General features: G+C 36.0%; 26 protein-coding genes. 14 read left to right on the top strand and 12 right to left on the bottom strand.

Annotated features, from left to right (window positions below):
- Window positions 1–56: 56 nt before the first annotated feature.
- The gene (locus JML65_RS04415; protein WP_237390783.1) at window positions 57–653 is read right to left on the bottom strand and encodes a superoxide dismutase; all 597 of its coding nucleotides are present in this window, start codon (window positions 651–653) and stop codon (window positions 57–59) included.
- Window positions 654–870: 217 nt separating this feature from the next.
- Window positions 871–2,688, bottom strand: a complete 1,818-nt coding sequence (gene rho, locus JML65_RS04410; RefSeq protein WP_202270030.1) for a transcription termination factor Rho — start codon at window positions 2,686–2,688, stop codon at window positions 871–873.
- Between the two features lie 144 nt (window positions 2,689–2,832).
- Here rho and JML65_RS04405 point away from each other — a divergent pair, with 144 nt between their 5' ends.
- From JML65_RS04405 to JML65_RS04390, 4 genes are all read left to right on the top strand, one after another.
- On the top strand, window positions 2,833–3,222 hold the full coding sequence (locus JML65_RS04405; protein ID WP_047484814.1) for a DUF4293 family protein: 390 nt from the start codon (window positions 2,833–2,835) through the stop codon (window positions 3,220–3,222).
- Window positions 3,223–3,354: 132 nt separating this feature from the next.
- On the top strand, window positions 3,355–4,278 hold the full coding sequence (locus JML65_RS04400; protein ID WP_202270029.1) for a M28 family peptidase: 924 nt from the start codon (window positions 3,355–3,357) through the stop codon (window positions 4,276–4,278).
- A gap of 233 nt (window positions 4,279–4,511) precedes the next feature.
- Window positions 4,512–6,350 (top strand): ABC transporter ATP-binding protein, encoded by a 1,839-nt coding sequence (locus JML65_RS04395; RefSeq protein WP_084086475.1) that lies wholly within the window; start codon window positions 4,512–4,514, stop codon window positions 6,348–6,350.
- A gap of 19 nt (window positions 6,351–6,369) precedes the next feature.
- Complete coding sequence (locus tag JML65_RS04390) at window positions 6,370–6,717, top strand: hypothetical protein (protein ID WP_084086474.1); 348 nt, start codon at window positions 6,370–6,372, stop codon at window positions 6,715–6,717.
- Between the two features lie 142 nt (window positions 6,718–6,859).
- Here JML65_RS04390 and JML65_RS04385 read toward each other — a convergent pair whose 3' ends face one another.
- From JML65_RS04385 to rsfS, 5 genes are all read right to left on the bottom strand, one after another.
- Window positions 6,860–7,513 carry a phosphatidylserine decarboxylase family protein gene (locus tag JML65_RS04385; protein WP_047484805.1) on the bottom strand — a complete coding sequence of 218 codons (654 nt, stop codon included), beginning with the start codon at window positions 7,511–7,513 and terminating at the stop codon, window positions 6,860–6,862.
- A gap of 4 nt (window positions 7,514–7,517) precedes the next feature.
- Window positions 7,518–8,390, bottom strand: coding sequence for a phosphatidate cytidylyltransferase (locus JML65_RS04380; protein ID WP_202270028.1), 873 nt, complete (start codon window positions 8,388–8,390; stop codon window positions 7,518–7,520).
- 24 nt (window positions 8,391–8,414) lie between these two features.
- Window positions 8,415–8,996, bottom strand: coding sequence for an LUD domain-containing protein (locus JML65_RS04375; protein ID WP_047484801.1), 582 nt, complete (start codon window positions 8,994–8,996; stop codon window positions 8,415–8,417).
- Between the two features lie 134 nt (window positions 8,997–9,130).
- Entirely contained in the window at window positions 9,131–11,152 is a 2,022-nt protein-coding gene (ftsH, locus tag JML65_RS04370) for an ATP-dependent zinc metalloprotease FtsH (protein WP_047484798.1), read from the bottom strand.
- A 17-nt stretch (window positions 11,153–11,169) separates the two neighbouring features.
- A complete protein-coding gene (gene rsfS, locus JML65_RS04365) occupies window positions 11,170–11,538 on the bottom strand; it encodes a ribosome silencing factor (RefSeq protein ID WP_047484796.1) in 369 nt (122 codons plus the stop codon).
- An 87-nt stretch (window positions 11,539–11,625) separates the two neighbouring features.
- Here rsfS and JML65_RS04360 point away from each other — a divergent pair, with 87 nt between their 5' ends.
- On the top strand, window positions 11,626–12,339 hold the full coding sequence (locus tag JML65_RS04360; protein WP_202270027.1) for a biotin--[acetyl-CoA-carboxylase] ligase: 714 nt from the start codon (window positions 11,626–11,628) through the stop codon (window positions 12,337–12,339).
- Here JML65_RS04360 and JML65_RS04355 read toward each other — a convergent pair.
- The 4 genes from JML65_RS04355 to JML65_RS04340 all read right to left on the bottom strand — a co-directional run bounded on the left by JML65_RS04355 (window position 12,333) and on the right by JML65_RS04340 (window position 15,819).
- On the bottom strand, window positions 12,333–13,445 hold the full coding sequence (locus tag JML65_RS04355) for an LptF/LptG family permease (RefSeq protein ID WP_047484792.1): 1,113 nt from the start codon (window positions 13,443–13,445) through the stop codon (window positions 12,333–12,335). The two genes, JML65_RS04360 and JML65_RS04355, sit on opposite strands and share 7 nt — an antisense overlap.
- A 6-nt stretch (window positions 13,446–13,451) precedes the next feature.
- Window positions 13,452–14,582 (bottom strand): tRNA guanosine(34) transglycosylase Tgt, encoded by a 1,131-nt coding sequence (gene tgt / locus JML65_RS04350; RefSeq protein ID WP_047484790.1) that lies wholly within the window; start codon window positions 14,580–14,582, stop codon window positions 13,452–13,454.
- A 68-nt stretch (window positions 14,583–14,650) separates the two neighbouring features.
- Entirely contained in the window at window positions 14,651–15,106 is a 456-nt protein-coding gene (locus JML65_RS04345) for a DUF4296 domain-containing protein (RefSeq protein WP_228406188.1), read from the bottom strand.
- Complete coding sequence (locus tag JML65_RS04340) at window positions 15,103–15,819, bottom strand: polyprenol monophosphomannose synthase (protein ID WP_047484788.1); 717 nt, start codon at window positions 15,817–15,819, stop codon at window positions 15,103–15,105. Before JML65_RS04340 ends, JML65_RS04345 begins: the two co-directional genes overlap by 4 nt.
- 225 nt (window positions 15,820–16,044) lie before the next feature.
- Between JML65_RS04340 and JML65_RS04335 the strand changes: the two genes are divergently transcribed.
- The 6 genes from JML65_RS04335 to JML65_RS04310 all read left to right on the top strand — a co-directional run bounded on the left by JML65_RS04335 (window position 16,045) and on the right by JML65_RS04310 (window position 21,727).
- Window positions 16,045–16,713, top strand: coding sequence for a DUF4271 domain-containing protein (locus tag JML65_RS04335; RefSeq protein WP_052188459.1), 669 nt, complete (start codon window positions 16,045–16,047; stop codon window positions 16,711–16,713).
- 12 nt (window positions 16,714–16,725) lie between these two features.
- Window positions 16,726–17,466, top strand: a complete 741-nt coding sequence (locus tag JML65_RS04330; RefSeq protein WP_047485086.1) for a uroporphyrinogen-III synthase — start codon at window positions 16,726–16,728, stop codon at window positions 17,464–17,466.
- Between the two features lie 170 nt (window positions 17,467–17,636).
- Entirely contained in the window at window positions 17,637–18,776 is a 1,140-nt protein-coding gene (locus JML65_RS04325) for a T9SS type A sorting domain-containing protein (protein WP_202270026.1), read from the top strand.
- 158 nt (window positions 18,777–18,934) lie between these two features.
- Complete coding sequence (locus tag JML65_RS04320) at window positions 18,935–20,980, top strand: S9 family peptidase (protein WP_047484787.1); 2,046 nt, start codon at window positions 18,935–18,937, stop codon at window positions 20,978–20,980.
- Between the two features lie 149 nt (window positions 20,981–21,129).
- Window positions 21,130–21,348, top strand: coding sequence for a four helix bundle protein (locus JML65_RS23815; RefSeq protein ID WP_237390782.1), 219 nt, complete (start codon window positions 21,130–21,132; stop codon window positions 21,346–21,348).
- 40 nt (window positions 21,349–21,388) lie between these two features.
- Window positions 21,389–21,727, top strand: coding sequence for a hypothetical protein (locus JML65_RS04310; protein ID WP_047484784.1), 339 nt, complete (start codon window positions 21,389–21,391; stop codon window positions 21,725–21,727).
- Between the two features lie 124 nt (window positions 21,728–21,851).
- On the opposite strand, the gene JML65_RS04305 is transcribed toward JML65_RS04310, so the two are convergent.
- A complete protein-coding gene (locus JML65_RS04305) occupies window positions 21,852–22,337 on the bottom strand; it encodes an SRPBCC domain-containing protein (protein ID WP_047484782.1) in 486 nt (161 codons plus the stop codon).
- A 200-nt stretch (window positions 22,338–22,537) separates the two neighbouring features.
- Here JML65_RS04305 and JML65_RS04300 point away from each other — a divergent pair, with 200 nt between their 5' ends.
- The 3 genes from JML65_RS04300 (at window position 22,538) to JML65_RS04290 (ending at window position 25,551) form a co-directional block, all read left to right on the top strand.
- Window positions 22,538–24,073, top strand: coding sequence for a sensor histidine kinase (locus tag JML65_RS04300; RefSeq protein WP_047484781.1), 1,536 nt, complete (start codon window positions 22,538–22,540; stop codon window positions 24,071–24,073).
- A gap of 89 nt (window positions 24,074–24,162) precedes the next feature.
- Entirely contained in the window at window positions 24,163–24,849 is a 687-nt protein-coding gene (locus JML65_RS04295) for a response regulator transcription factor (protein ID WP_002982671.1), read from the top strand.
- Window positions 24,850–24,921: 72 nt separating this feature from the next.
- Window positions 24,922–25,551 (top strand): hypothetical protein, encoded by a 630-nt coding sequence (locus JML65_RS04290; protein ID WP_202270025.1) that lies wholly within the window; start codon window positions 24,922–24,924, stop codon window positions 25,549–25,551.
- Window positions 25,552–25,558: the final 7 nt, after the last annotated feature.

Genomic DNA, 25,558 nt, shown 5'->3' with positions numbered 1-25,558 from the left:
CACAACAAAAAAGGTTCAGAAATTTCTGAACCTTTTTTGTTTATAATAGCTGAAAATTATTTGTTGAATAATTCCTCTACTTTATCCCAGTTTACTACATCAAAGAATGCAGAAACATAATCAGGTCTTCTGTTTTGGTAGTTTAAATAATAAGCATGCTCCCAAACATCTAATCCTAAAACCGGAGTTCCTTTAACGTCTGCAACAGGCATTAACGGGTTATCCTGGTTTGGAGTAGAAGAAACAGATACTGAACCGTCAGCATTTTTCACTAACCAAGCCCATCCTGAACCGAATCTTGTTTTAGCAGCATCAGAAAAATCAGTTTTGAATTTTTCTAAACCACCATAGTTTTCGATAGCAGCTTTTACGTTTCCTACTGGCTCTTTGCTTCCTCCAGGAGTTAAAATACTCCAGAATAAAGAGTGGTTGAAGTGTCCTCCACCATTATTTCTTACTGCTGGCTTATCAGTTCCTGTCTGACAGATTTCTTCAATAGTCTTCCCTGCCAGATCAGTTCCTTCAATTGCTTTATTTAAGTTGTCAATATATGCCTGGTGATGCTTTGTATAATGGATCTCCATAGTTTTTGCATCAATAGTTGGCTCTAATGCATCATATGCATATCCTAGTTGTGGTAATTCAAATGACATAATCTTTATTTTTAATGTTATATCCAAAATTAGCCAATATTTAAGGGATTATCAAGGATTGGGGATTACTTTAATAAATCTTTAACATTGATATATTGATTTAGAATGAATTAAAGTTTAAAATAAATTCCCCCACGGAATTATGGAAGGTCTGAAAATGAAAAAGCACAGATCCCAAAACAGGATCCATGCTTTTTCTATTTAACAATAATTAAATTTATTTATTCATAGACATCAGGAATTCTTCATTATTAAGAGTTCCTTTGATGTTCTTATTTACAAATTCCATTGCTTCTATAGGGTTCATTTCAGAAAGATATTTTCTAAAGATCCACATTCTCTGAGAGGTAACCTCGTCAAGAAGAAGATCATCCCTACGTGTACTTGAAGAAATTAAATCAATAGCAGGATAAATTCTTCTGTTAGCAATTTTTCTGTCTAGCTGAAGTTCCATGTTTCCGGTACCTTTGAATTCTTCAAAGATGACCTCGTCCATTTTGGAACCTGTATCAATAAGAGCTGTAGCAATAATCGTTAAAGAACCACCTCCTTCAATTTTTCTCGCTGCTCCGAAGAATCTTTTTGGTTTGTGAAGCGCATTGGCATCAACTCCTCCGGAAAGAACTTTACCTGAAGCTGGAGTCACGGTATTATACGCTCTCGCCAATCTTGTGATAGAGTCCAGTAAGATCACGACATCATGTCCGCATTCTACCATTCTCTGAGCTTTGGCAAGAACAAGGTTGGCTACCTTTACATGTTTCTCAGCCGCTTCATCAAATGTAGAGGCAATAACCTCTGCATTCACACTTCTTTCCATATCAGTAACCTCCTCCGGACGTTCATCAATTAAAAGAACCATCATATATACTTCCGGGTGATTGGCAGCAATAGAATTGGCGATATCTTTAAGCAACATTGTCTTACCTGTTTTAGGCTGTGCAACAATCATTGCTCTCTGTCCTTTTCCGATCGGTGCAAACAGGTCTACTATTCTTGTTGAAATGGTAGACTCGCTTCCTGCAAGATTAAATTTCTCTTGTGGGAAAAGTGGAGTAAGATATTCAAAAGCCACACGGTCTTTGATAAAAGCAAGATCACGTCCGTTAACTTCCGTAGGTTTTAGCAAAGAAAAATATTTTTCCCCTTCTTTTGGAAGTCTTACAATTCCTTTCACGGTATCTCCGGTCTTTAAACCGAAATTTCTGATTTGTGCAGTAGAAACATACACATCATCAGGTGAAGAAATATAGCTAAAGTCTGAAGAACGAAGGAATCCATAGTTATCCGGCAATATCTCTAAAACACCTTCAATACTTACCATACCATCGAAATGAAATTCTTTCTTATGGTCAGTCTGTTCCTCTGCCTTTTCAGAATGTCTGTTTTGATTCTGATTCTGGTGTTGGTGTTGTTGCTGATGCTGATTTCTATGTTGATTTCCGCTGTTCTGCGGATGGTTGTGTCCTTTTGGGGATCTGTTAGCCTGTTGTTGGGGATTCTTAGGCTTCTCTTCTGCCTGAGCAGGCTCTTGAGATTCTGTATTTTTAGGAGCTTCTGTTCTTTCCTGAGATACTTCAGTATCACCTGTATTTCCAGAAACCCTTTTTCTTTTCTTTTTAGCTTGTGATGCAGCAGTCATTTCTTCTGTTGCTGTTGCTACCACAGCTTCTGCTTTCGGTTCTTCTGTTTTTATTTCTTCAGAAGCGGGAACCGTTTCTTCTGCCTTTTGTTCCACTTTCGGTTCAACCGGAGTTTTGGCATTCACTTTTGGCTTCGCTACCGTTTTCTTAGGAGCAGCTTTTTTTGCCGGGGCTTTTACAGGTTTATCTGCTGTGGCCTCTTCCGTATTTGGACTGGTTTCTGTGGCGTTGAAATAATCTTTTGCAACTTTAGGGTTAGAAGCCTGAAAGTCTAGAACTGCAAAGATTTTATCATTCTCATTGCTATTTCTTGCAACTTTAACGCCTAAATCTTTTAAGATTTTCGTCAGTTCCGTTACGGATTTTGACCTTAACGTTTCTATGTTAAACATACTTAATGTAAAAATGTAATTAATTGTGAGTAAGAAAAGTAAGTCCGGTGACTTTGGTTTTCAAGTACATTGTATAATGCAAATCTACACTTATTTTTGAATTGTGCAAAATTTATGTTATTTTTGCCAAGAATTTAATATTCAATGCTACAGAGAATACAAACCATATGGACGTTACTGGCAGTTTTATCTGCTGTTTTTCTTTTCATTACAGGACAGGATGTTGTTATTTTGAACAATATTCCGGTACTCAATATCGGGTGTATCCTACTGGTTTTGGCCGGAGCATTAAGTATTTTTAGTTTTAAAAACAGAAAAAGACAAATTTTGCTGAATACCATCAGCATCATTATAAACGTTTTGTTGATTGGTGTATTGGCGTACTGGCTGCTAAGCTTATCCGGAGGAATTCAATTTCCTGAGAAGGGTATTGAGCCGATTTTCCCATTAATCGCGGTTATCTGTTTGTTTATTGCAAACGTATATATCCGTAAAGATGAGAGGCTCGTGAAATCTGTAGACAGACTTCGATAACCTTACAACGATTTTTTGAGTGAGAACAGCTTCTTTTTAGGAGCTGTTTTTTAATTATCTTTATTTATGTAATTTCATGCAACATTTCAGTTAAATGCGCGACAGATCATATAAATCTTAATTAAAAAAATAATGAAAAAGCTAACCTACCTCGCTCTATCAATGTTCTCTATAAGTATTTTTGCACAGGAAGTTCCACAGGAAAGAGTAAAAACCATCCTTTCCACTCTTGCGTCAGACGAAATGAAAGGACGTGAAATAGGAACTCCTGAAAATGAAAATGCCGCCCATTATATTGCCGCACTTTTCAAAGAAAACAAGCTGGAATACTGTACAGGAAACTCTTACCTGATTCCTTTTGAATACAAGGGCCAAAAAGCATATAACGTATGTGGCGTTAAAAAAGGAATATCAGATCAGTATTTAGGGTTTTCCGGGCATTTTGATCATATTGGAACCAGCAATAAAAGTGGTGACAATATTTATAACGGCGCAGATGATGATGCCAGCGGCATTACAACTTTGGTAGGTATTGCCGATTATTTTAAAAATAAAAAACCTCAGTTTTCAATGGTTTTCATGGCCTTTAACGGAGAAGAAAAAGGAATGCTCGGCTCAAAAGCAATTTCTGAAGATAAAAATCTGGATAAGATCTATAATAAAATGACGGCTCTTTTCAATTTTGAAATGGTAGCCACTGAATCTCAATGGGGGAAAAATGCATTATATATGACTGGTGACGGTTTTTCAGACCTGGATGAGCTTTTCAATAAAAATGCAGCAAATGGACTGACTATAAAACCAGATCCTTATGCAGAACAACAGCTTTTTTACCGTTCAGATAATGTGAGCTTTGTAAAAAAGAAAATCATTGCCCACTCATTTTCAACAGTTGATATGACTAAAGCATCACACTACCATCATGAAAATGATGATGTTAGTATTGTTGATTTTAATAATATGACTCAAATCATCAATAACTTTGGAAAAACATTAGATCAATTAAATCCTAAAAATTTTGCTCCAACATACAATGACAAGGTTACGTTTAATTAATCCTAAATAACTGTAAAAACCGCCGGAATGGCGGTTTATTTTTTTATTAAGCCTCTGTTCCTTTTCAGTCCTACCGTCCTATGAGCCCTGCTTTTTACTTCAAAAATAAAAGAGAACAGTTCAGAGGTGTAACAAAAATCCATTTTTTGAAACATATAAGATAAAGTAAAATAGGATTAAGAACGTCTTATCTTTTAATTTTACGTAATTTTGCTATCCAATTTTTTCATTGAATGAACGAATATAAAAAAATCTTAAAATTCGCGAGACCGCATCAAAAATATATTTACGGAAGTTTATTTTTCAATATCCTGTACTCCGTATTTCAGATTGCTTCCCTGGGAACTATCTTACCTGTTTTGGGAATGTTGTTTGGAACGATTAAACCTGAGAAATATGAAACAGCACCTGTTTATTCAGGAGAACTGCTTGATTTTTTTAATTATTTAAAAGAATATTCCAATTACTATGTGCAAAGTTTAGTGGCACAATATGGCTCACTGACCGTTCTTGCCTGGCTATGTATTATTACAGCCTTTATGTTCCTGCTGAGAAATGCCTTCAGATACTTTGGATCTTTTCTGTTAATAAACTACCGTGTAGGCGTTACTAAAGATCTGCGTGGTGCCATGTACCGAAAAATACTTTCTTTACCGGTTTCATTCTTTACAGAAAGCCGCAAAGGAGATTTAATGTCCCGTATGTCTAATGATGTAGGTGAGGTTGAAGGGAATATTTTAGGAAGTTTAATCGAATTGATTAATGCACCTTTCATGCTGATCAGTACATTGGTCACCTTATTCTTCTTAAGTGCAGAAATGACCCTTTTCTCCCTTCTGGTACTTCCTGTCATGGGAACGATGATCGCTTTGGTAGGAAAAAGTCTTAAAAAAGATTCTCACGAAGCACAGCATGAAATGGGGACCATATTTTCCATTGTAGACGAAACATTGAAATCCTCAAAAGTGATTAAGATTTTCAATGCAGAGAAAATCATGGACAACCGATTTATGAAGTCGATGAACAAATGGATATCCAGCTCAATAAGCTTAGGAAGAAAGAAAGAACTGGCTTCCCCGATGAGCGAATTTTTAGGATCTATTACCTTTTTGATTATCGCATGGTATGGTGGAAAACAAATTATTGTTGAGCAAAGCATATCTCCAGCAGATTTCCTTGTCTTCCTGGGAATGTTCTTCCAGATTTTACCACCGGCAAAAAGTTTGTCTACAGCGATCTCTAACGTTCAGAAAGGAGAAGCTTCCCTGAAAAGAGTATTGGAAATCCTGGATGCAGATGTGAAAATTGAAGAAGTGACAGAACCCGTTTCTATCACGACACTTCAGAATAATATTGAATTTAAAGATATCGGATTCTATTATGATAAAGCCAATCTTATCCTTAAAAACTTTAATCTGACGATTCCAAAAGGAAAAACAGTAGCTTTAGTAGGACAGAGTGGAAGCGGAAAAACAACTATTGCCAATCTTTTGGCCAGATTCTATGATGTTTCAGAAGGCCAGATTCTTATTGACGGAATAGATATCAAACATTTAAAATTAAAAGAATACCGCCAGCTTTTAGGAATGGTAACTCAGGAGTCTGTATTATTCAATGATTCCGTTTACAATAACATTCTGATGGGTAAACCGGATGCCACAAGAGAGGAAGTGATTGCTGCAGCTAAAATAGCTAACGCAGATTCATTTATCACCAACCTTGCCGAAGGCTATGATACCAATATCGGAGATGATGGAAATAAACTATCCGGAGGACAGAAACAAAGGGTTTCTATTGCAAGAGCAGTTCTGAAAAATCCACCGATTATGATCCTGGATGAAGCCACTTCTGCACTGGATACGGAATCTGAAAGATTTGTACAGGACGCATTGGAAAAAATGATGGAAAACAGAACTTCCCTTATTATTGCCCACCGTCTTTCAACGATCCAAAAAGCAGACTGGATTGTAGTCATGGAAAAAGGTGATATTGTAGAACAGGGAACCCACCATGATCTTATTGCCAGAAAAGGAATGTACAATAAGCTTGTGGAGCTTCAAAATTTCGACTAACTATTTTAAGTAATTTAAAATGAACCCTATACAAGAGTATTTCTACAGAATCGAAGAGCCTGAGAGAAGTACTCTTTTATTTTTGCGTGAAAAAATCTTAGCATCAGATACGGAAAACATTACCGAGACCTTCAGCTTTGGACTTCCTTTTATCAAATACAAAAAGAAGATGCTATGCTATTTCTACTACAGCAAGAAATATAAAAAACACTATATCAGTTTTTATCATGGAGATAAGCTGGATTATCCCGAACTTACTCAGGATGGCAGAAAGAAGTTTAAAATCCTTTTAATTGATGTGGAAGAGGATCTGCCTCTTGAATTTATACTGAACCTGCTTAATGAGATTAAACAATATATCAGATAGCAGATAAGAAAAACTACAAAACACTTGATATAAAAAGTAAGACAGTTATCCCGTTTTTTATGACAATTGTAAATCCGCGTTTAAAAATAAAAAAGACCGTTCTCTTCTGAACGGTCTTCATTTATATGATTTATTGTAAATCTTAATGTTTTAATTTGGCAATGACATCCAATCCTCCTTTTGTTATATCACCGATCTTACAAGTAATCTCAGTATCCAACGGCAGGAAAACATCCATTCTTGAACCGAATTTAATAAATCCGAACTCATGTCCCGCTTTTGCCTGATCTCCTTCATTACAGTAGAAAACAATCCTTCTTGCAACATATCCTGCAATCTGTCTGAACACTACTTTATGATGTGTCAATGTTTCTACGGCCACTGTTGTTCTTTCATTTTCTGTTGAAGACTTTTCATGCCATGCCACCAGATATTTTCCGGGGTGATATTTTTTGTAGATTACTTTCCCTGTTACAGGATATCTACAGATGTGAACGTTAAGAGGAGACATGAAAATAGAAACCTGGATTGCTTTTCCATTCAGGAATTCGCCTTCTTCCACTTCTTTAATCATTACTACTTTTCCGTCCACCGGAGCTATTACATTTTCTTTATGGTCAAGAATACTGCGGTCCGGAACTCTGAAAAACCAGAATACAAGACAGTAAATAACCAATAAAGGCATAATGATCAGCAACGACCACATTTTAAGAAAGTAAATCGCTAAAACGCCCAATACAATAAAAAGTATGGTCGCTACGGTAATCGTTCCTTTTGATTCTCTATGTAATTTCATGAGACTAAATAAATTTTTCTAAAATAAAGTACAAATATACGACAGGAACACAGATTATGAAACTATCCAGCCTATCTAATACGCCTCCATGTCCGGGAATGATGTTTCCACTGTCTTTAACCCCGAAATTTCTTTTCAATTGGCTTTCTACCAAATCTCCCAAAGGAGCGAAAGCAGCTACCAAAAATCCTACTATCATCCAGTTTCCTCTAAGTTCCGGCTGATAATGCTCTATGAAGTAGGACAAAACTAATGTTAAAACTACTCCACCTGCATAGCCTTCCCAAGTTTTTTTAGGAGAAATTTTAGGGGCCATTTTATGTTTTCCGAAGAATTTTCCTACCAGATAAGCAAAGGTATCACTACTCCAGATCAGGACAAACAGAAAAAGAACTTCCAGAGAGAAGGTATCGTCATAACTGGAGAACTTAGGCAGTCCTAATGCAAAACTAAACGGTAAAGCTACATAAATGACCGTAAAAATCAATTTTCCGCTATCGTAGTATAATTCGTTAGGATATTTAAATAGAGTGACTACAGCAATCCCAATTAAGGCGAGGGCTAATATTTCACTCAATCTGAAATCAAAAAAGAAATCATGATTGAAATACCGTTTGGAAAAAATATAAAATATAAAAATGACCAGCGGGAACACCACCCATTTTTCATAGCCTTTTCCAAATTTCATGATTTTAATACATTCCCATGACCCAACTACCAATAAAAGGCTGATCAGCCCATGATAAAGGTATTGCTGCTTAATAAGTTCCGGAGAAATAGTATTGATTAATTGTGCTCCAATGGGAGTCGTACAAAGAATGATTATAGCTACATAAGCAATACCTGAGATCGTTCTTTGAATAAGGTTTTTGTCCAAAATTTAAAATTTAGAATTGCGTGCTTAGTCTTCAAGCAGTAATAGAAACAGTTTAGGACTGGAGGAAGAAGAACCGTCTAATTTTGATTGACCTCCACTAATGGAAGTAAGGTTCTTAATATTTCCATTCCTTTTTATTTTTCCCATTGCATCATTAAGGTTGTTAACAATCTGTGAAACATTGGCAATGATAATAATCTTATCAGGCAACCTTGAAGAATGGTAATGAAGGATATTATTATGGGAGAGCATGATTCTTCCATCATAGGCAATCAGATATTCACATGTGATAAATGCAGCGTTATTAGATGGCTGCAGTTCTGATGTATAAGAAGACCTCACAACGTTTAAAAAGTTCTGAAGTTCTTTATCCCAACAGAACAGGTTATCAATACCTTCTATCTTGATAATTTGATTTAAAGTTTGTAGAGCCTCCGCTTCATCTGCACAATAATTAAAAAATCCCCCCGAATGCGTAAATAATTGCGCAAACTTATAGTCGAGATCCGCATTTTTCAGCGAGTCCCCTAGCTTCTCCAGACTCTGTTTGTCCTCTTCTTCAGGCTGGTTGGTCAGTTTGCTTACAATTCTCTTGAATAAATTCAACTTAATCTATTTTTAGTCAACTTTATACAAAAATAGAAAATTAATTACAATAGATTCCAAAATATCTCCTTAAATATGAAAAAACCTGACAATTTTAAAATTGTCAGGTTGTATTTATCTTATTTTTAAGATTTTTAAAGTTGGGTTGGACTTTCCGGAGCCTGTATTTCGCTCTCTTCCTCCTTCTCTTTTATTTGAGGGATATCCAATATTCCCGGCTGATCTTTTTCAGGAATGGTATTGGTCACAGGTTTCTCTGTCAATTCAGGATCCCATGCTCTTTTTCCAAATATGTCTTCCAGATCTTCACGGAAAATAACTTCTTTTTCTAAAAGCTTATTGGCTAAAGCATCCAGCTTATCTTTATTTTCTGTAAGAATTCTTACGGCTCTGTCATACTGATTTTCAATGATCATTTTAATCTCAGCATCAATTTTCGTAGCCGTATCTTCAGAATAAGGTTTTCCAAAAGAATATTCAGACTGGCCTGAGCTGTCATAGTAAGAAATATTACCAATATTCGGGCTTAATCCATAGACTGTAACCATAGCCTGAGCTCTTTTCGTCACGGTTTCCAAATCTGAAAGTGCTCCGGTAGAAATATTGTTAAAGATTACCTGTTCTGCTGCTCTACCTCCCAATGTTGCACACATTTCATCCAGCATCTGCTCAGTAGTGGTAAGCTGTCTTTCTTCCGGAAGATACCATGCCGCTCCTAAAGAACGTCCTCTTGGAACAATCGTCACTTTTAACAATGGAGATGCATGTTCTACCAACCATGAGATGGTAGCATGACCCGCTTCGTGATAAGCCACTCTTTTCTTTTCAGAAGGCTTAATCGCCATATTTTTCTTTTCAAGACCTCCGATGATTCTGTCTACAGCATCAAGGAAATCCTGTTTGGTAACAGAGGTATGGTTGTATCTTGCTGCAATAAGTGCGGCTTCATTACAAACATTAGCAATATCTGCCCCACTGAATCCAGGCGTTTGTTTGGCCAGGAAGTCTCTGTCTACATTGTCATCCAGCTTGATTTTTTTCAAATGAACATCAAAGATATCTTTTCTTTCATGCAATTCAGGAAGGTCTACATAGATCGAACGGTCGAAACGTCCTGCTCTCATCAAAGCTTTATCAAGGATATCCGCTCTGTTGGTTGCTGCCATGACAATCACGTTCACATCTGTTCCGAAACCATCCATTTCGGTAAGAAGCTGGTTCAGGGTATTTTCTCTTTCATCGTTACCTCCTGAGAAATTATTCTTTCCTCTGGCACGTCCGATGGCATCAATCTCGTCAATAAAGATAATCGCCGGAGATTTTGCTTTTGCCTGAGCAAAAAGATCTCTTACTCTTGAAGCACCTACTCCTACAAACATTTCTACGAAATCAGAACCTGAAAGTGAGAAGAACGGAACTTTAGCTTCACCGGCAACAGCTTTTGCCAATAATGTTTTACCGGTTCCCGGAGGGCCTACCAAAAGAACACCTTTAGGGATTTTACCACCCAGTTTGGTATATTTTTCAGAGTTCTTCAAGAAGTCTACAACTTCCTGTACTTCTTCTTTAGCTCCTTCTAATCCTGCAACATCTTTAAATGTTACCTGAATTCTTTCTTTTTCATCAAAAAGCTTAGCTTTAGATTTTCCAATCGAGAAAATTTGTCCTCCAGGGCCTCCGCCACCCCCCATCTTTCTGAAAAGAAGGAAGTAGAATAATCCTAAGATCGCAATCCAGATCAATGCAGACAACAAGATGTCCATAAACGGGTTCTTACCTGCTCCGTAGTCTTTTGTAGTCTTAATAGCTGGATTTGTTGCCTTAACCTGGTCAAATTTCTGAAGGAAAAGCTGGAGATCTCCATATTTTACAGAAAAATCTGCTTTAGGAGCCATTTCCAACGCCGAAAGTGGATTACTTTCATTGGCAGATTTAGTTACCGTTGCTGCCTTTGCTGCTTTTGTAAGAAAAACGTCTGCTTTCTCTGTGTCTTTGTATATAATTACATTCTGGACTTTCCCCGCCTGCATTTCTCTAAAGAAACCATCTTCATCAATAGATTTTGCACTATCTCCTCCTAAAAAATTGGAGCCAAAAAATAGCAAAAGAGCTATGATTGCAATAGGAAAGAACCAGTTGAATCCTTTATTATTCATTTATACTTTTTAAAATTTTAAAATTCATTTTCTATTTTGGTAATGACTGCGTCACCCCAAAGTTCTTCTATATCATAGTACTCACGTACATCTTTTTGAAATATATGAACTACCACTGAAACATAATCTACAAGTACCCACATTGCATTTTCCGTACCTTCTACGTGCCAAGGTCTGTCTTGAAGTTCGTTTCTTACTTTCTTCTCTACACTTCCTGCTAATGCAGATACCTGTGTATTTGAGTTTCCACTACATATTACGAACGTCTCTGCTACGGAGTTTTCAATGTTTGAAAGATCGAAGATCATGATATCTTCTCCTTTTACATCCTGGATAGCTTCAACGATTTTATCTAATAATGCTTGTTTTTCTGCTGTTTTATTCATTAAAAAAATACTATAATCTGCAAATTTATTGTTTTTTCTTTACTTTAACCTTACTTTTACCCCTTTAATGTCTTAAAGTTTTCTTAAATGAGCCAACTATTCTACCTGAAAGAATGTTCTTCTACTAATGACGAAATATCAAAGTTTTTACTTTACGAAAATTCAGATTTTATAGGACTTCATACTTTTAACCAGACGAAAGGCCGCGGTCAGTATGGAAATGTATGGACTCAAACTGCCGGAAAAAACCTGGCTTATACGCTGGCAGTGAAGTCTCAGAACATCTTGTGCTCTGACTTTATATTCAATTATTATACCGCAATTATTATCAGGGATTTCCTTGCCAAATTGGCTGATCATGACGTCAAAATAAAGTGGCCGAATGATATTATCCTTAAAGGTAAAAAAATCGTTGGAATTTTGATTGAAAAGAAAAAAATTAATCAAAATAATTATTTCATTATCGGAGCCGGAATTAATATCCTTCAGGAGAAATTTGATGAAATATCCAATGCAGGATCGCTTCTCACGCAAACAGGACAGCTATTTGACCTTGAAGACGCGGCGGCAAACCTCCATGAATATGTATCTGAAAGACTGAAAAATATTCCTTCAGATCAGGAAATCCTGGATACATTCAATAAACATCTGTTCCGGAAAGATGAGATCTCGGTTTTTGAAATTGAAAAAGAACGCCAAAATGGCATTGTCAGGAATGCAGACGAAAAAGGTGAACTTTGGATAGAACTGGAAAACGGTTTACGCTCTTTTTACCATAAAGAAGTAAAACTCCTTTACTGATTCGCTCTTTTGATATACAAATAAAGAGTAAGCGGAAGGAATACCAGGTTTGGAAGCCACATCGCCAAGGCTGGCGGCAGACTTTTATTCTCCGAAACTACCTTTAAAGCTTCAAATGAAAATACAAAAAGGAATGCTAATGAGATCCCTATTGCAAGGTTGACTCCAAGCCCTCCTCTTTTCTTTTGTGAGGATAGCGAAAGGGCTAAAAAGGTCAGAATAATGATAGACACAGGCATAGAAGTCCTTTGATAAAGCTCATTCAGATAAGAGTTCAGGTTACTGTTTCCTCTTGCTTTTTCTCTATCAATGAATTTTAAAAGTTCTGGGGTCGTTTTATTCTGTCCCAAAAGCTCATTAGGGAAAAGCTCTTCCGGGGAATGCCCATAGTTTTTCCTTAGCTCTACCCCACTACCCAGTTTTTCCGTATTGTCTTTATTAATAGTCTTTTCAAGATAATTATTCAGAACAAACTGTTTCTTAGCAAGATCCCAGTATACTTCACTGGCTTTCAGCTCATAAACCATTCTTCTGTTTTTGTCAAACTTCTGATATATAAAACTGGAACCTCTCTTTTCTCTTTTATTCCATGAAGCAACAAAAATATACTCAGTCTTACTGAGCTGTGAAGATGCCGGGGCTGTTCCTAAAATCTTTTCTTTATTGGCAGCATTGTAGGTATAAGCCTCCAATTCGTTTTTCTTGATATTAGCCCATGGAAGCACCAAATGGTTGACCACAAGAGACATCAAAGCAATCAGAATTGAAGTATACAGGTAAGGTTTTGCAAAGCGGTGAAAACTGGCTCCACTGCTTATAATAGCCACAATCTCCGTATTATTGGCCATCCTGGATGTGAAATAAATCACCGTAATAAATACCAGAATGGAGAGGAATGTCACCACAAGATTAATAATCCAGAAAGGATAAAAATGAATCAGGAAGTACACCAGATCCAGCTTAGCGTCAATAGCTTTTGCATTTTCTATCCTTGGAATCTTTTGCTGAACATCGATGACAAGTACTACTATAGACAGCAGTATCAGCATGAAACTAAAAGTTCCAAGATATTTTTTAATGATATATCTGTCTATTATTTTAAGCATAGTCTTCTACAGTCTTTGTCTGAGAACCGGAACTACAGAGTTTTTCCATTCATAAAAATCTCCCGCAAGGATGTGCTCTCTTGCTACCTTAACCAAATCAAGATAAAATGCCAGGTTATGAATAGAAGCAATTTGTTTTGCTAAATATTCTTTGGACACGAACAGGTGACGAAGGTATGCTTTTGAATACTCTCTGTCTACGAAACTTGTTCCAAACTCGTCTAAAGGAGAAAAGTCCTGTTTCCATTTTTCGTTTTTAAGGTTCATCACTCCCTGCCATGTGAAAAGCATTGCATTTCTAGCATTTCTTGTAGGCATTACACAATCCATCATATCAATTCCTAATCCAATAGATTCCAGGATATTCCAGGGAGTACCTACTCCCATCAGGTATCTTGGTTTTTCTTTAGGAAGAATATCCGTAACTTCATCTGTAATTCTGTACATTTCCTCTTCGGGCTCTCCTACAGAAAGACCTCCGATAGCGTTACCTTCTGCTCCGGCTTCCGAAATAACTTCAGCTGAAATCTTTCTTAAATCCGAATAGGTAGATCCCTGCACAATAGGGAAAAGCCTTTGCTTATGCCCGTATAATTCAGGGTTATCATTAGTCCATTCTATACATCTTTTTAACCAGCGATGGGTAAGCTCCATTGATGATTTGGCCTGATTATATTCACAAGGATAAGGGGTACATTCATCAAAAGCCATGAAAATATCCGCTCCGATCTGTCTTTGAATCTCCATTGATCTTTCCGGTGAGAACATATGATAACTTCCATCAATATGAGATTTAAATCTCGCTCCTTCTTCAGTCATTTTTCGGTTACTCGCCAGGGAAAACACCTGAAAACCTCCTGAATCTGTAAGGATAGGAAGATCCCAGTTCATGAATTTATGCAACCCTCCTGCAGCCTGCATCGTTTCCATTCCCGGACGAAGATACAGGTGGTAGGTATTTCCCAAAATAATCTGGGCTTTAATGTCTTCTTTTAATTCTCTCTGATGAACTGTCTTTACACTCGCTACTGTTCCCACAGGCATAAAAATGGGAGTCTGTATTTTCCCATGATCTGTGGTAATTTCTCCTGCTCTGGCTTTTCCTTCAGAGGTTTTTTCTATATTAAAAAATTTCATTAGTATACTTTTAACTGATCGATTCAGTAATTCATAATTTTATCAAGTGGGGTATTCCTATACAATCACTATTTCATGATGGGTGGAATTCCACTATTTTTCTGCTTATCTTTTATGTATTTATCGGCTTTCGGATCTTTTTTCAATAAAATCTCCTGGGCTTTATTGGCAATATCCTGCATTTCATCCTTGATCACATAATATTTAAAACTTTCAACAAAATCATTGGGTTTCACCTTATGAGATTTAAGAATGAATCTTGTACCGGCTTCTAAATTACTGTCCTGATACATAAAAGTGGCCTGATCATTAATCGTAAGATCCGCCAAAACTTCAGCCATCAAGTCCTTATCGACCAGATTTTTAGGTTTATCGATATAATCGCTGCACGAAAACATGCATAACAAAACGAAAATAAAGATCAGCTTTTTCATCAGCTTATTTTTATAATTTTTAATGGTCTGATGGAACTTCGCATACAAATGTTCCTCTGGGTGAGAAAAATTGGTCATGCTCTGTTTCATAATCTGTTGATAATTGATTTCCACTTTAAATTTAAAACACCAAAAACAGCTTCATGAATGATACCGCCATTCATTTTGCTCTCTCCTAAAATTCTATTGGTAAATATAATAGGAACTTCTACAATTTTAAAGCCTTTTTTATAAGCCCTGAATTTCATTTCTATCTGAAACCCATATCCTTTCAGTTTCACATTCTCTAAACCTATCTCTTCCAGTACTTTTCGGGAAAAGCAAACGAAACCGGCTGTAGTATCATGAATTGAAAGCCCCAGGATAAATCTCACATATTTCGAGGCAAAATAAGAAAGCAATACTCTCCCCATTGGCCAATTGACCACATTTACCCCTTTGGAATACCGGGATCCGATAGCCATATCTGCCTGAAGGCAGGCTTCATAAAGTTTAGGCAGGTCATTGGGATTGTGAGAAAAATCGGCATCCATTTCAAAAATGTAATCATATTTGTTTTCGATAGCCCATTTAAATCCATGGATATATGCCTTCCCCAAACCATCCTTTATATGCCTTACAGACAAATGCAAATGATGTGAGAATCTTTTCTGAAGCTCTTTTACCACTTCAGCCGTACCATCCGGAGAAGAGTCATCCACCACTAAAACATGAAAGTCATCTTCCAATGCAAAAACCGCGGAAATAATATTTTCAATATTTTCCTTTTCGTTATAAGTGGGGATAATGACTAGTTTTTTCATTTCAGTTTGCAAAGATAGTTTATTTAACCTTTTTATTTTATACAAAATAATCTATAATTTTGCAAAAAATACTTCCCACAGGTTTAACTGAATTTGACATTCACTAAATCTGCATGATATATAATACGATGGAGGGATTTATTTTAGCTGCAGATGATGCGATAACGAAAATCTGTGCCAAATTGTGTTATTTAGGGTTACATAAAAATTAAAAAAAAATAAATTTTGCTATCATCACAAAACTTTATAAATCAAGTAAGGATACCCGAGAATAATGATTGGGTAATTTTCATTCTTGTAGGATGCATATTTTTATATGTATTCATGATGAACATCATAGAACGTGATGCAAGCCTTAAAGATTTTCTGCTTCAAAAATATTTTGATGCAAGCAATAACCTGCCAAGCTGGATCATTACATCATGTGTAACAACCCTTACACTTTCCGTTTTGATTTCCCAGTACATTCCGGTTGTTCCTAAATATATTGCGGATTTACAGCTTTTAGGATATCAGCTCAATAAATTTGGATATACATTACTGGCCGTCTTATTTTTTTATCTGATAAAATCAGCTTTGGGCTTTTTATTTTATCAAAGTATAGGAGATGGAAAAAAATGGACAATTTTTTATTTCACCTCCACTAAATTTTATTTCATTCTGTCATTTTTATTAATAATTCTTTGTGTAACCCATTATTACTTCCCTATTGACAGAAATAAAATATTTCTTTACTATTTCTCATTCTTTTCTTTTGTGTTCATTTTCAAAGTCTTTTTCTATTTATTTCACAAGAACAAGATTCTTCCTGAGAAATGGTATTATAAATTTTTGTATATTTGCACCCTCCAAATCGCACCATTATTACTGCTTTGGAAGTTGTTATTTTTTTAATAAATGTCAATGATGAGAATAAAGTCTATATTGGTTTCTCAACCAGCGCCTAGTGAATCGTCTCCATATTTGGATATAGCGAAGAAGGAAAAAATAAAGATTGATTTCCGCCCTTTCATCCACGTCGAAGGAGTTGACAATAAAGAGCTCAGAACTCAGAAGATCGATCTAACGCAATATACTGGGATTATTTTCACCAGTAAAAATGCAATTGATCATTACTTCAGACTTGCAGAGGATCTGCGCTTTGCTGTTCCGGATACGATGAGATACATCTGTCAGTCCGAAGCCATTGCCAACTATCTTCAAAAGCACATTGTGTATAGAAAGAGAAAAATCAGCTTTGGAGAGAAAAATTTCTCAGACCTACTTCCTCTTTTCAAAAAATTCCCTACTGAAAAGTATCTGCTACCATCTTCAGATGTTTTAAGTCCGGATATTGTAAAAACTCTAGATTCTTCTAATGTAGAATGGACAAGAGCTATCATGTACCGTACTGTATGCAGCGACCTGACAGATATCACCATTAAGGATTATGATATGCTGATCTTCTTCAGTCCACAAGGAATTAAGTCTTTACAGCAAAATTTCCCTGATTTCAAACAAGAGGAAACAAAAATCGGTGTTTTTGGAAACACTACTTTGGCAGCAGCGGAGGAAGCTGGCTTAAAGGTAGATTTAATGGCACCTACAAAAGAAACCCCATCCATGACAATGGCTCTGGAAAAATATGTTAAGGCTCTGCATAAATAGCCTTTAATAAAAATTTAAAAAAAACCATCTTTTCGAGCTCGAAAAGATGGTTTTTTTATTTAAAAGCAAATAAAATAAAAAAATATACTACTGAAAATCAAATATTTAATACATTTTTCTTTTTTCACCAAATTGAGATTTTTTATATTTATATTTATAAAAAATTTAATATGAAAAAAGTTTTATTCTCTTTATTTTTATTCGCAATTGTATTTGTAAATGCACAAAATGACGATTGTACAGGAGCAATCTCCCTAACTATGGGAACAGATTTCGTATCGGGAGCAATTACTTCCAATAACACCGGAGCAACTACTGACGGCTCTGTGCCTTCATGTAATTCAGATGCTGTAGAAAACGTTTGGTTTAAAGTTGTCGTACCGCAAAGCGGAAATCTTAAGATAGAAACAAAGGAAGCTTCCGGTTCCACTTTTGATGACACTGTAATTACAGCTTATAGTGGAAGTTGTGGCTCTTTAACAGAAATTGGCTGTAACGATGATGGTGGCGATGACTATTTTTCACTTCTTTCATTAACCGGGCAAACTCCCGGAGCTACTTTATACATCAGTGTTTGGAAATACAGCGACACTATAGATAGTGGTGACTTTCAGATTTCAGCTTATGAACCTATTCCACCAGCCAATGACGGCTGCACAGGAGCAGTCTCTCTAACTGTTGGATCAGATTTCCCTTCCGGGGCAATTACTTCCGATAACACAGAAGCAACTACTGACGGATCTTTGCCTTCATGTAATGCAGATGCTGTAGAAAACGTTTGGTTTAAAGTTGTTGTGCCGCAAAGCGGAAATCTTAAGATAGAAACAAAGGAAGTTTCCGGTTCCAATTTTGACGACACTGTACTTACAGCTTACAGTGGAAGCTGTGGCTCTTTAACGGAAATTGGCTGTAACGAGGATGACGGTGACGGCTATTTTTCACTTCTTTCGTTAACCGGGCAAACTCCTGGAGCTACTTTATATATCAGTGTTTGGAAATATAGTGACTATACAGACAATGGTGAATTCCAGATTTCCGCCTATGATGACACATTATTAGCAACCCATGAAGTTTCTGATCAAAATGAAAAAATAAAAATATTCCCAAATCCATTTACTGACCTGCTCAACATTTCTGATGCATCTAACATAAAATCTATTCATATAGCAGATATTTCAGGAAGATTAACCAAGGTAATTAAAAAGCCATCATCTTCGGTGTATTTAGGTGACCTAAAACAAGGAATGTATTTAATCACTTTAAATATGGAGGATGGGACTTCAAAAACCATAAAAACCATAAAAAAATAATCACTTCAACGATATTAACGGTAAAGGCTATCAAAAATCTGATAGCCTTTCTTATATTTGAATAAAAATTAACATTGAATAAAATGTCCGTATAAAGCTCCTTTCAAATTGAAAGGGATCAGGGCATATTTTCTTCAGTAAAAAATCAAAATATTCGGATGAAAGCTCCAAAAGCAAAAAAAATAGAAAAAATATTAGAAACTCACGGCGATAAAAGAACCGACAATTACTTTTGGCTCAATGAAAGGGAAAACCCTGAAGTGATCCAGTATATTGAAGAGGAAAATGCTTACGAAGAATTCATCATGAAAGACACTGAAGAACTTCAGGAGGCGCTTTTTGAAGAAATGAAGGCCCGTTATAAAAAAGATGACGAGTCTCTTCCTTATTTCTTTAATGAATACTGGTATATTGTACGCTATGAAGAGGGTAAAGAATATCCTATTTTCTGCAGAAAACATAAGAGCCTGGACAATCAGGAAGAAATTGTACTGGACGTCAACACGCTAGCCGAAGGCCAAGACTTCTTTGAAGTGGGAAGTGTAGCGGTAAGCCCAGGCAATACGCTGGCTTCTTTTTCCGCGGATAATGTAGGGAGGAGAATTTACACTCTGCAATTTAAAAACTTAGAAACTGGAGAAATACTTCCGGACAGCATTCCTAATACCACAGGAAAGGCTGTTTGGGCCAATGACAACAAGCATGTTTTTTATATCAGAAAAGATCAGAGTCTTCGTGCATTTCAGGTATACAGACATGAGCTGGGAACTGATTCATCGGAAGATATTTTGATTTTCCATGAAGAAGATGACACTTTTGACGTCAATGTTTTCAAAACAAAATCATTACAGTATATTTTCATCGCAAGCTCAAGCACTATTTCTGATGAACACCGTTTCATTCCTTCTGATAATGTATTTGCAGAATGGACGATCATTCAGCCAAGAATAGATGATCTTGAATATTCTGTAGAACATTATGAAGATGAATTCTACATCATTACCAATGCTGATGATGCCATCAATTTCAAAATTGTAAAAACAAAGATCAGCAAGTGTGGCATGGAAAACTGGACTGATGTGATTCCGCACCGCGCTGAAGTTTTATTGGAAGGTTTCGAAATTTTTAAAGACTATCTGGTTCTTGAAGAGAGAGAAAGTGGATTGCTGCAAATCAAAATCATTGATGAAAAAACACAGGAATCATATTATTTACCTTTCTCAGATCCTACTTATACTACCTATATTGGGGTAAATCTCGAATTTGACACAGAGATTTTGCGCTATGGCTATACTTCACTGACGCAGCCAAGTTCTACCTATGAATATAATATGAAAGAAAAAACAACCAAACTTCTTAAACAACAAGAAGTTCTGGGTGGAAATTTCTTTCCTGAAAATTATATTTCCGAAAGAATATGGGCTGATTCAAGGGATGGAGAAACAAAAATCCCAATTTCTTTGGTATACCATAAGGACACCAAAAAATCGGCAGACACACCACTTCTTCTGTATGGATATGGAAGTTACGGACATACTGTAGATGCCAGCTTCTCCAATGTAAGATTATCAATTCTGGATAGAGGATTTATTTATGCTATTGCCCATATCCGTGGTGGTGAATACCTGGGAAGAGAATGGTACGAAGACGGAAAAATGCTTTTTAAGAAAAATACATTTTTTGACTTTATTGATGCCGGAAAATATCTAATCAAAGAAAATTACACTTCATCCAGACATATGTACGCTATGGGTGGAAGTGCCGGAGGTCTTTTAGTGGGAGCTGTTGTTAATTACGAACCTCAGTTATTCCATGGAATTGTAGCACAGGTTCCGTTTGTGGATGTAGTGACCACTATGCTTGATGATACGATTCCTTTAACAACCGGAGAGTATGACGAATGGGGTAATCCGAATGACAAAGAATATTATCATTATATGAAAGAATATTCTCCTTACGACAATGTGGAAGCAAAAGATTATCCGCACATGCTTATTACTACAGGATTTCATGATTCACAGGTGCAGTATTGGGAGCCTGCAAAATGGACAGCAAAGCTGAGAGAATTAAAAACAGATGATAATATTTTAGTTTTCAAAACTGATATGAGCTCAGGACATGGAGGAGCGAGTGGAAGATTTGAATCACTGAAGGAAGACGCATTGGAATATGCATTCCTTTTAAAAATCAATGATAATTTATAAATGATAAATGATGGATAGTCTGGATTATAACAAAATTTTTGCCTTCAAAACAAAACAGTTAGCCATCACTATCATTAAGGAATTATCAACACCCTTATAACGAAGCTTTTGGAGTAATAAGAAAACAAATATTCCGATCCTCAACCTCTATGGCAGCCAACTATCGGGCTATGTGCAGAGCAAGGTCAAAAGCAGAAAGATTTTCTAAGATATCTATTGTTATTGAAGAAACTGATGAAACATTGTTTTGGTTTGAGATGTTGGAGGAATTGGAATATGTTCAAAAAGAGCTATTAACAGATATAAAAAACAAAACTGAAGAAATACTAAAAGTGACTTCTTCATATAGAAAAATGCTAAAAAGGTAACTTTATCATTTAACACTTATAATTTATTATTTATAAAATTATGAACGAATCCGAATATTGGAAAAAAATAGAACAATTTTTTGAAGACAATTTCCAGACTGAAAAAAATCCGCCGATTGAAACGATATTGTTTTTGATAGGACTTCAGGAATTGGGAAGCGGTCAACAAAAATATACCAAAGACGATAAACTGAATATCCTTCATATTGCCGTATGCAGATTATTAGAACCTTTTGGCTATTATAAATTTACGCATTATGAAGATGGATGGCCACATTTTGACAAAGTGGAGGGCCTGCCTGAATTAAGACCTAATGAGCAATCTCTGCTTATGAAAAAAGCGATTATTCAGTATTTTCAGGATGAAGAATTGCTATAAAAATAAAAGCTTGGATATTTTCCAAGCTTTTATTTTTTTTCAGGTATTAGCCTAATCAACAAAAAACATTCTGATTTTTCGCTAGGTCTAAGTATATTCTAAAAGGCTCAGCTAGTCTTACTATTTATTTTAAAATCTCCTCAAGCTGGCTAAGCCCCATTTTAAATCCTTCTTCAAAACCCATTTCCAATTGCTGCTCTAATGCTTCCGCTGACATAAAATGAATATTAACAGTCACTTTTGTCCCCTCTTCTACTCCCGTAAAACCAATAAGCCATTTTGACTGTCCAAAATTTTCATTAATCTTGCCATTTTCATCACAGAATGCATCAACTCCATCAAAACTTCTATGTTCCATAATCTCCCCGTATTTTACTTGAGCATAATGCCTCTCCCCTTCAGGACCCACCATGGCATATAGCCAAATTCCATCTTCTTTAAAATCCTGCTTTTTCGTTTCACATTTCCAGGGCTTAGGAGCCCACCACTGATCCAATAATTCGGATTGAGTAAAATAGTTCCATACCGTTGAAACATCTGCATTATAAATTTTCATTACATACACTGCATATGCATCAAAATCTTTGTTGAAAATGATATTAGATTCCATAAGTAATTATTTTTAATAAAGTTACTTCTTTATTTATTTACCGTACTTTTCATATGACAAGGATTATATAATTCATAAATAATTGTTAAAAAACACCCTTTTAAGAAAAAAAATACAATTTTTTGGCTCGTTTTTTGTTTACCTTGTCTTAAAACAATTAATTTTAACATTCATTTTTCCAAAACATATAAAATAAAATAATGAATAATAAATTCATCCCAATAATTTCGGTGTTTATGACGATCTCACTGATTGTCTTCGTTACGCTCCAATTTTATTGGCTGAAACGTTATTACGGCACTCTTGAACAGGACTTTTCAAACAAAGTTTATTCAGCTCTGGAAAACGTATCCAAGAATATTGAAGAGATTGAAGCTGATAAATATCTGAATAAAGAAAACAGAAAAACAATTCTTGCCAATAGTAGCCAGCCTTCTTTGACAACTATTCAACAGGTAGAGGATTCTGGTACTCAGAGACAGATCATCTACTCTAAAAATATTATTTCAAATACCCAGCTTCCGATTTCTAAAAAAGGAGACACTGTAAAACTGACTACCTTATATACTGACGAAGCAGCCTATAAGATCAAAAGAGATACCACCAACCGGGAGCTCCTTACTGCTGATCTTAATACAGATATTGAAAATGGAGATTATGCCATTAAAGAGTTTGTAAAAGTATACGGAAGCAATTTACCGATCGCGAAGAGAGTGGATCCTGTCATTCTGGATTCCGTTATTTCAAAAGAATTGAAAATAAGAGGTATTACGGCAAAATTTGGGTACGGAGTTATTGACAAAAACAATAAGCTCACCAGTATTGCCAATAAAACATATAAAGAGAAAAAAGACAGCAATACGTATAACTATCCACTTTTTACAGACAAAAAAAATACGTTATACAGCTTAGCCCTGGTTTTTCCTAAAAAAGAATATTCCCTGGCGATGAACAACTGGCCTATGCTGCTGGGAACTTTTCTTTCGTTACTGACGATCCTTGGGATCTACATTATCTCCATCAACTATATGATGAGGCAGAAAAAGCTGGCTGAAGTAAAGACAGATTTCATCAATAATATGTCTCATGAGTTTAAAACACCTTTAGCAACAATTTCTGTAGCAACAGACTCTTTGGCCAATGATAAAATTGCCACGAATCCCGATAAGGTAAAATATTACTCGGAACTCATCAAACAGGAGAACCTGAGGATGAAAAAACAGGTAGAAAATGTCCTTAATATGTCTAAGCTTGAAAGAAATGAAGTAAAACTCTTCCTGAAGGAAACCAACGTAAGAGAGCTCATCAAAAGGACTACAGAATCTTTCAATCTCATTGTAGGACAGAGAAACGGATCGCTTACCCAGAAGTTTACGGCGACGCATTATACTTTTAAAATAGATGAATTCCACATCTCGAATATGCTGGTTAATCTATTAGACAATGCCAACAAATACTCTCCTGAAGCTCCGGAAATTCATGTAGAAACGAAAAATGAAGGAAATTGGTATGTTATTGAAGTTTCAGATAAAGGAATGGGGATGGACACCCAAAACAAAACAAAAATTTTCGAAAAATTCTTTAGGGAAGAAACAGGAAATATACACAACGTAAAGGGACAGGGGTTAGGTCTCTCGTATGTTAAGAAAATTGTAGAGCTCCACAAAGGACAGGTGATTGTAGACTCCAATAAAGGAAATGGAAGCACATTCACCATAAAGCTGCCTATGAGCTAACATTAAATAAAGTAAAAAATCAAATAACAAAATATAGAAGATAGAGTGAGAAAGTTCATTCTTAGTATTAATTTTTAATTATTGAAATTATGAGCAACAGAATATTATTAGTAGAGGACGATCAGAGTTTTGGAGCGGTGCTTAAAGATTATTTAACAATCAATAATTTTGAAGTTACTCTTGCCACTGACGGAGAGCAAGGACTTAAAGAGTTTACAGAAAACGAATTCGACATCTGCATATTTGACGTAATGATGCCTAAAAAAGACGGGTTTTCATTAGCTGAAGATGTGAAAAAGATTGATAAAAACACTCCCATCATTTTCCTTACAGCAAGAAATATGAGAGAGGATATTTTGAAAGGATACCAATTAGGAGCTGATGATTATATCACCAAACCTTTTGATACTGAACTTCTTTTATACAAGATCAAAGCTATTCTTCAGAGAAGCTCTACTCTTGAAAATGAAGAACAGGAGCAGTTCAAAATCAGCAATATTTTCTTTGATTCTATGCTGAGACAGCTAAAAGTAGGTGATAAAGAATACAAGCTTTCTCCAAAAGAGAATGAGCTGTTAAAACTTCTTTGTATTCATAGAAATGATTTCATGCCAAGAGATCTTGCTTTAAGAAAAATCTGGAAGAAAGAAAATTACTTTACAGCTAGAAGTATGGACGTATATATTGCGAAACTTCGTAAGTTGTTAAAAGATGATGAAGGATTGGAAATTATCAATGTTCACGGAGAAGGTTTTAGACTTTTAGTGAAAAATTAATTCTAAAATCAAACTATAAATATAAAATTAGCAAAACAATTCAAAATGTTTTGCTAATTTTGTTTCATACCCATGGATATGAAGAATACATTTGTAGGTTTGATCGCCGTATCATTACTTATTGTTTCCTGTAAAAAGGATGAAAGAGCAACGTATATAAAAGAAGCAGGTTCTCAGCCTGAAGTAGCATTGAATACCTCAAAAGCTTCCCTGATGAATCAGGCAGGCATTCAATCTAACCCTACTCCTTCTCCTATTGCAGCAGCTCCGGGAATGAACCCAGCACACGGGCAGCCGGGACACCGTTGCGATATTCCTGTGGGACAACCTTTAAACAGTAGCCCTACTCCGGTTTCTCAAAATATAACCGTCAACGGAAATAATGCCATTCAAATTGACCCTAATGCTGTTTCTCCGGGAAAAATTACTATTGATAATAACGGCAAACAGGTAAAAACAGCTCCGGGAATGAATCCTCCTCATGGAGAACCGGGACACCGATGTGATATTCCTGTGGGACAGCCTTTAAACAGTAAGCCGGCACCTGCTCCTCAGCCAACGGCTAATGTACAGACTATTCCTACCCCCGCTCCAGCTCCTGCATCGAAGAACCTGGCTATGGGAGAAAAACCAAAAGCCAATCCTGCTCATGGTGAACCCTGGCATAACTGTGCTGTGAAAGTTGGTGATCCTTTGCCATAAATTTTGT

This window comes from Chryseobacterium sp. KMC2 (assembly GCF_016756935.1).
Taxonomy (GTDB): Bacteria; Bacteroidota; Bacteroidia; order Flavobacteriales; family Weeksellaceae; genus Chryseobacterium; species Chryseobacterium rhizosphaerae.
This window is presented reverse-complemented; position numbering and strand designations above follow the sequence as displayed.

Coding starts and splice junctions, on each gene's coding strand:
- JML65_RS04415 (WP_237390783.1), bottom strand. CDS start 653: ATGTCATTTGAATTACCACAACTAGGATATGCATATGATGCATTAGAG.
- rho (WP_202270030.1), bottom strand. CDS start 2,688: ATGTTTAACATAGAAACGTTAAGGTCAAAATCCGTAACGGAACTGACG.
- JML65_RS04405 (WP_047484814.1), top strand. CDS start 2,833: ATGCTACAGAGAATACAAACCATATGGACGTTACTGGCAGTTTTATCT.
- JML65_RS04400 (WP_202270029.1), top strand. CDS start 3,355: ATGAAAAAGCTAACCTACCTCGCTCTATCAATGTTCTCTATAAGTATT.
- JML65_RS04395 (WP_084086475.1), top strand. CDS start 4,512: ATGAACGAATATAAAAAAATCTTAAAATTCGCGAGACCGCATCAAAAA.
- JML65_RS04390 (WP_084086474.1), top strand. CDS start 6,370: ATGAACCCTATACAAGAGTATTTCTACAGAATCGAAGAGCCTGAGAGA.
- JML65_RS04385 (WP_047484805.1), bottom strand. CDS start 7,513: ATGAAATTACATAGAGAATCAAAAGGAACGATTACCGTAGCGACCATA.
- ftsH (WP_047484798.1), bottom strand. CDS start 11,152: ATGAATAATAAAGGATTCAACTGGTTCTTTCCTATTGCAATCATAGCT.
- rsfS (WP_047484796.1), bottom strand. CDS start 11,538: ATGAATAAAACAGCAGAAAAACAAGCATTATTAGATAAAATCGTTGAA.
- JML65_RS04360 (WP_202270027.1), top strand. CDS start 11,626: ATGAGCCAACTATTCTACCTGAAAGAATGTTCTTCTACTAATGACGAA.
- JML65_RS04355 (WP_047484792.1), bottom strand. CDS start 13,445: ATGCTTAAAATAATAGACAGATATATCATTAAAAAATATCTTGGAACT.
- tgt (WP_047484790.1), bottom strand. CDS start 14,582: ATGAAATTTTTTAATATAGAAAAAACCTCTGAAGGAAAAGCCAGAGCA.
- JML65_RS04345 (WP_228406188.1), bottom strand. CDS start 15,106: ATGAAACAGAGCATGACCAATTTTTCTCACCCAGAGGAACATTTGTAT.
- JML65_RS04340 (WP_047484788.1), bottom strand. CDS start 15,819: ATGAAAAAACTAGTCATTATCCCCACTTATAACGAAAAGGAAAATATT.
- JML65_RS04330 (WP_047485086.1), top strand. CDS start 16,726: ATGAGAATAAAGTCTATATTGGTTTCTCAACCAGCGCCTAGTGAATCG.
- JML65_RS04325 (WP_202270026.1), top strand. CDS start 17,637: ATGAAAAAAGTTTTATTCTCTTTATTTTTATTCGCAATTGTATTTGTA.
- JML65_RS04320 (WP_047484787.1), top strand. CDS start 18,935: ATGAAAGCTCCAAAAGCAAAAAAAATAGAAAAAATATTAGAAACTCAC.
- JML65_RS23815 (WP_237390782.1), top strand. CDS start 21,130: ATGGCAGCCAACTATCGGGCTATGTGCAGAGCAAGGTCAAAAGCAGAA.
- JML65_RS04310 (WP_047484784.1), top strand. CDS start 21,389: ATGAACGAATCCGAATATTGGAAAAAAATAGAACAATTTTTTGAAGAC.
- JML65_RS04305 (WP_047484782.1), bottom strand. CDS start 22,337: ATGGAATCTAATATCATTTTCAACAAAGATTTTGATGCATATGCAGTG.
- JML65_RS04300 (WP_047484781.1), top strand. CDS start 22,538: ATGAATAATAAATTCATCCCAATAATTTCGGTGTTTATGACGATCTCA.
- JML65_RS04295 (WP_002982671.1), top strand. CDS start 24,163: ATGAGCAACAGAATATTATTAGTAGAGGACGATCAGAGTTTTGGAGCG.
- JML65_RS04290 (WP_202270025.1), top strand. CDS start 24,922: ATGGATATGAAGAATACATTTGTAGGTTTGATCGCCGTATCATTACTT.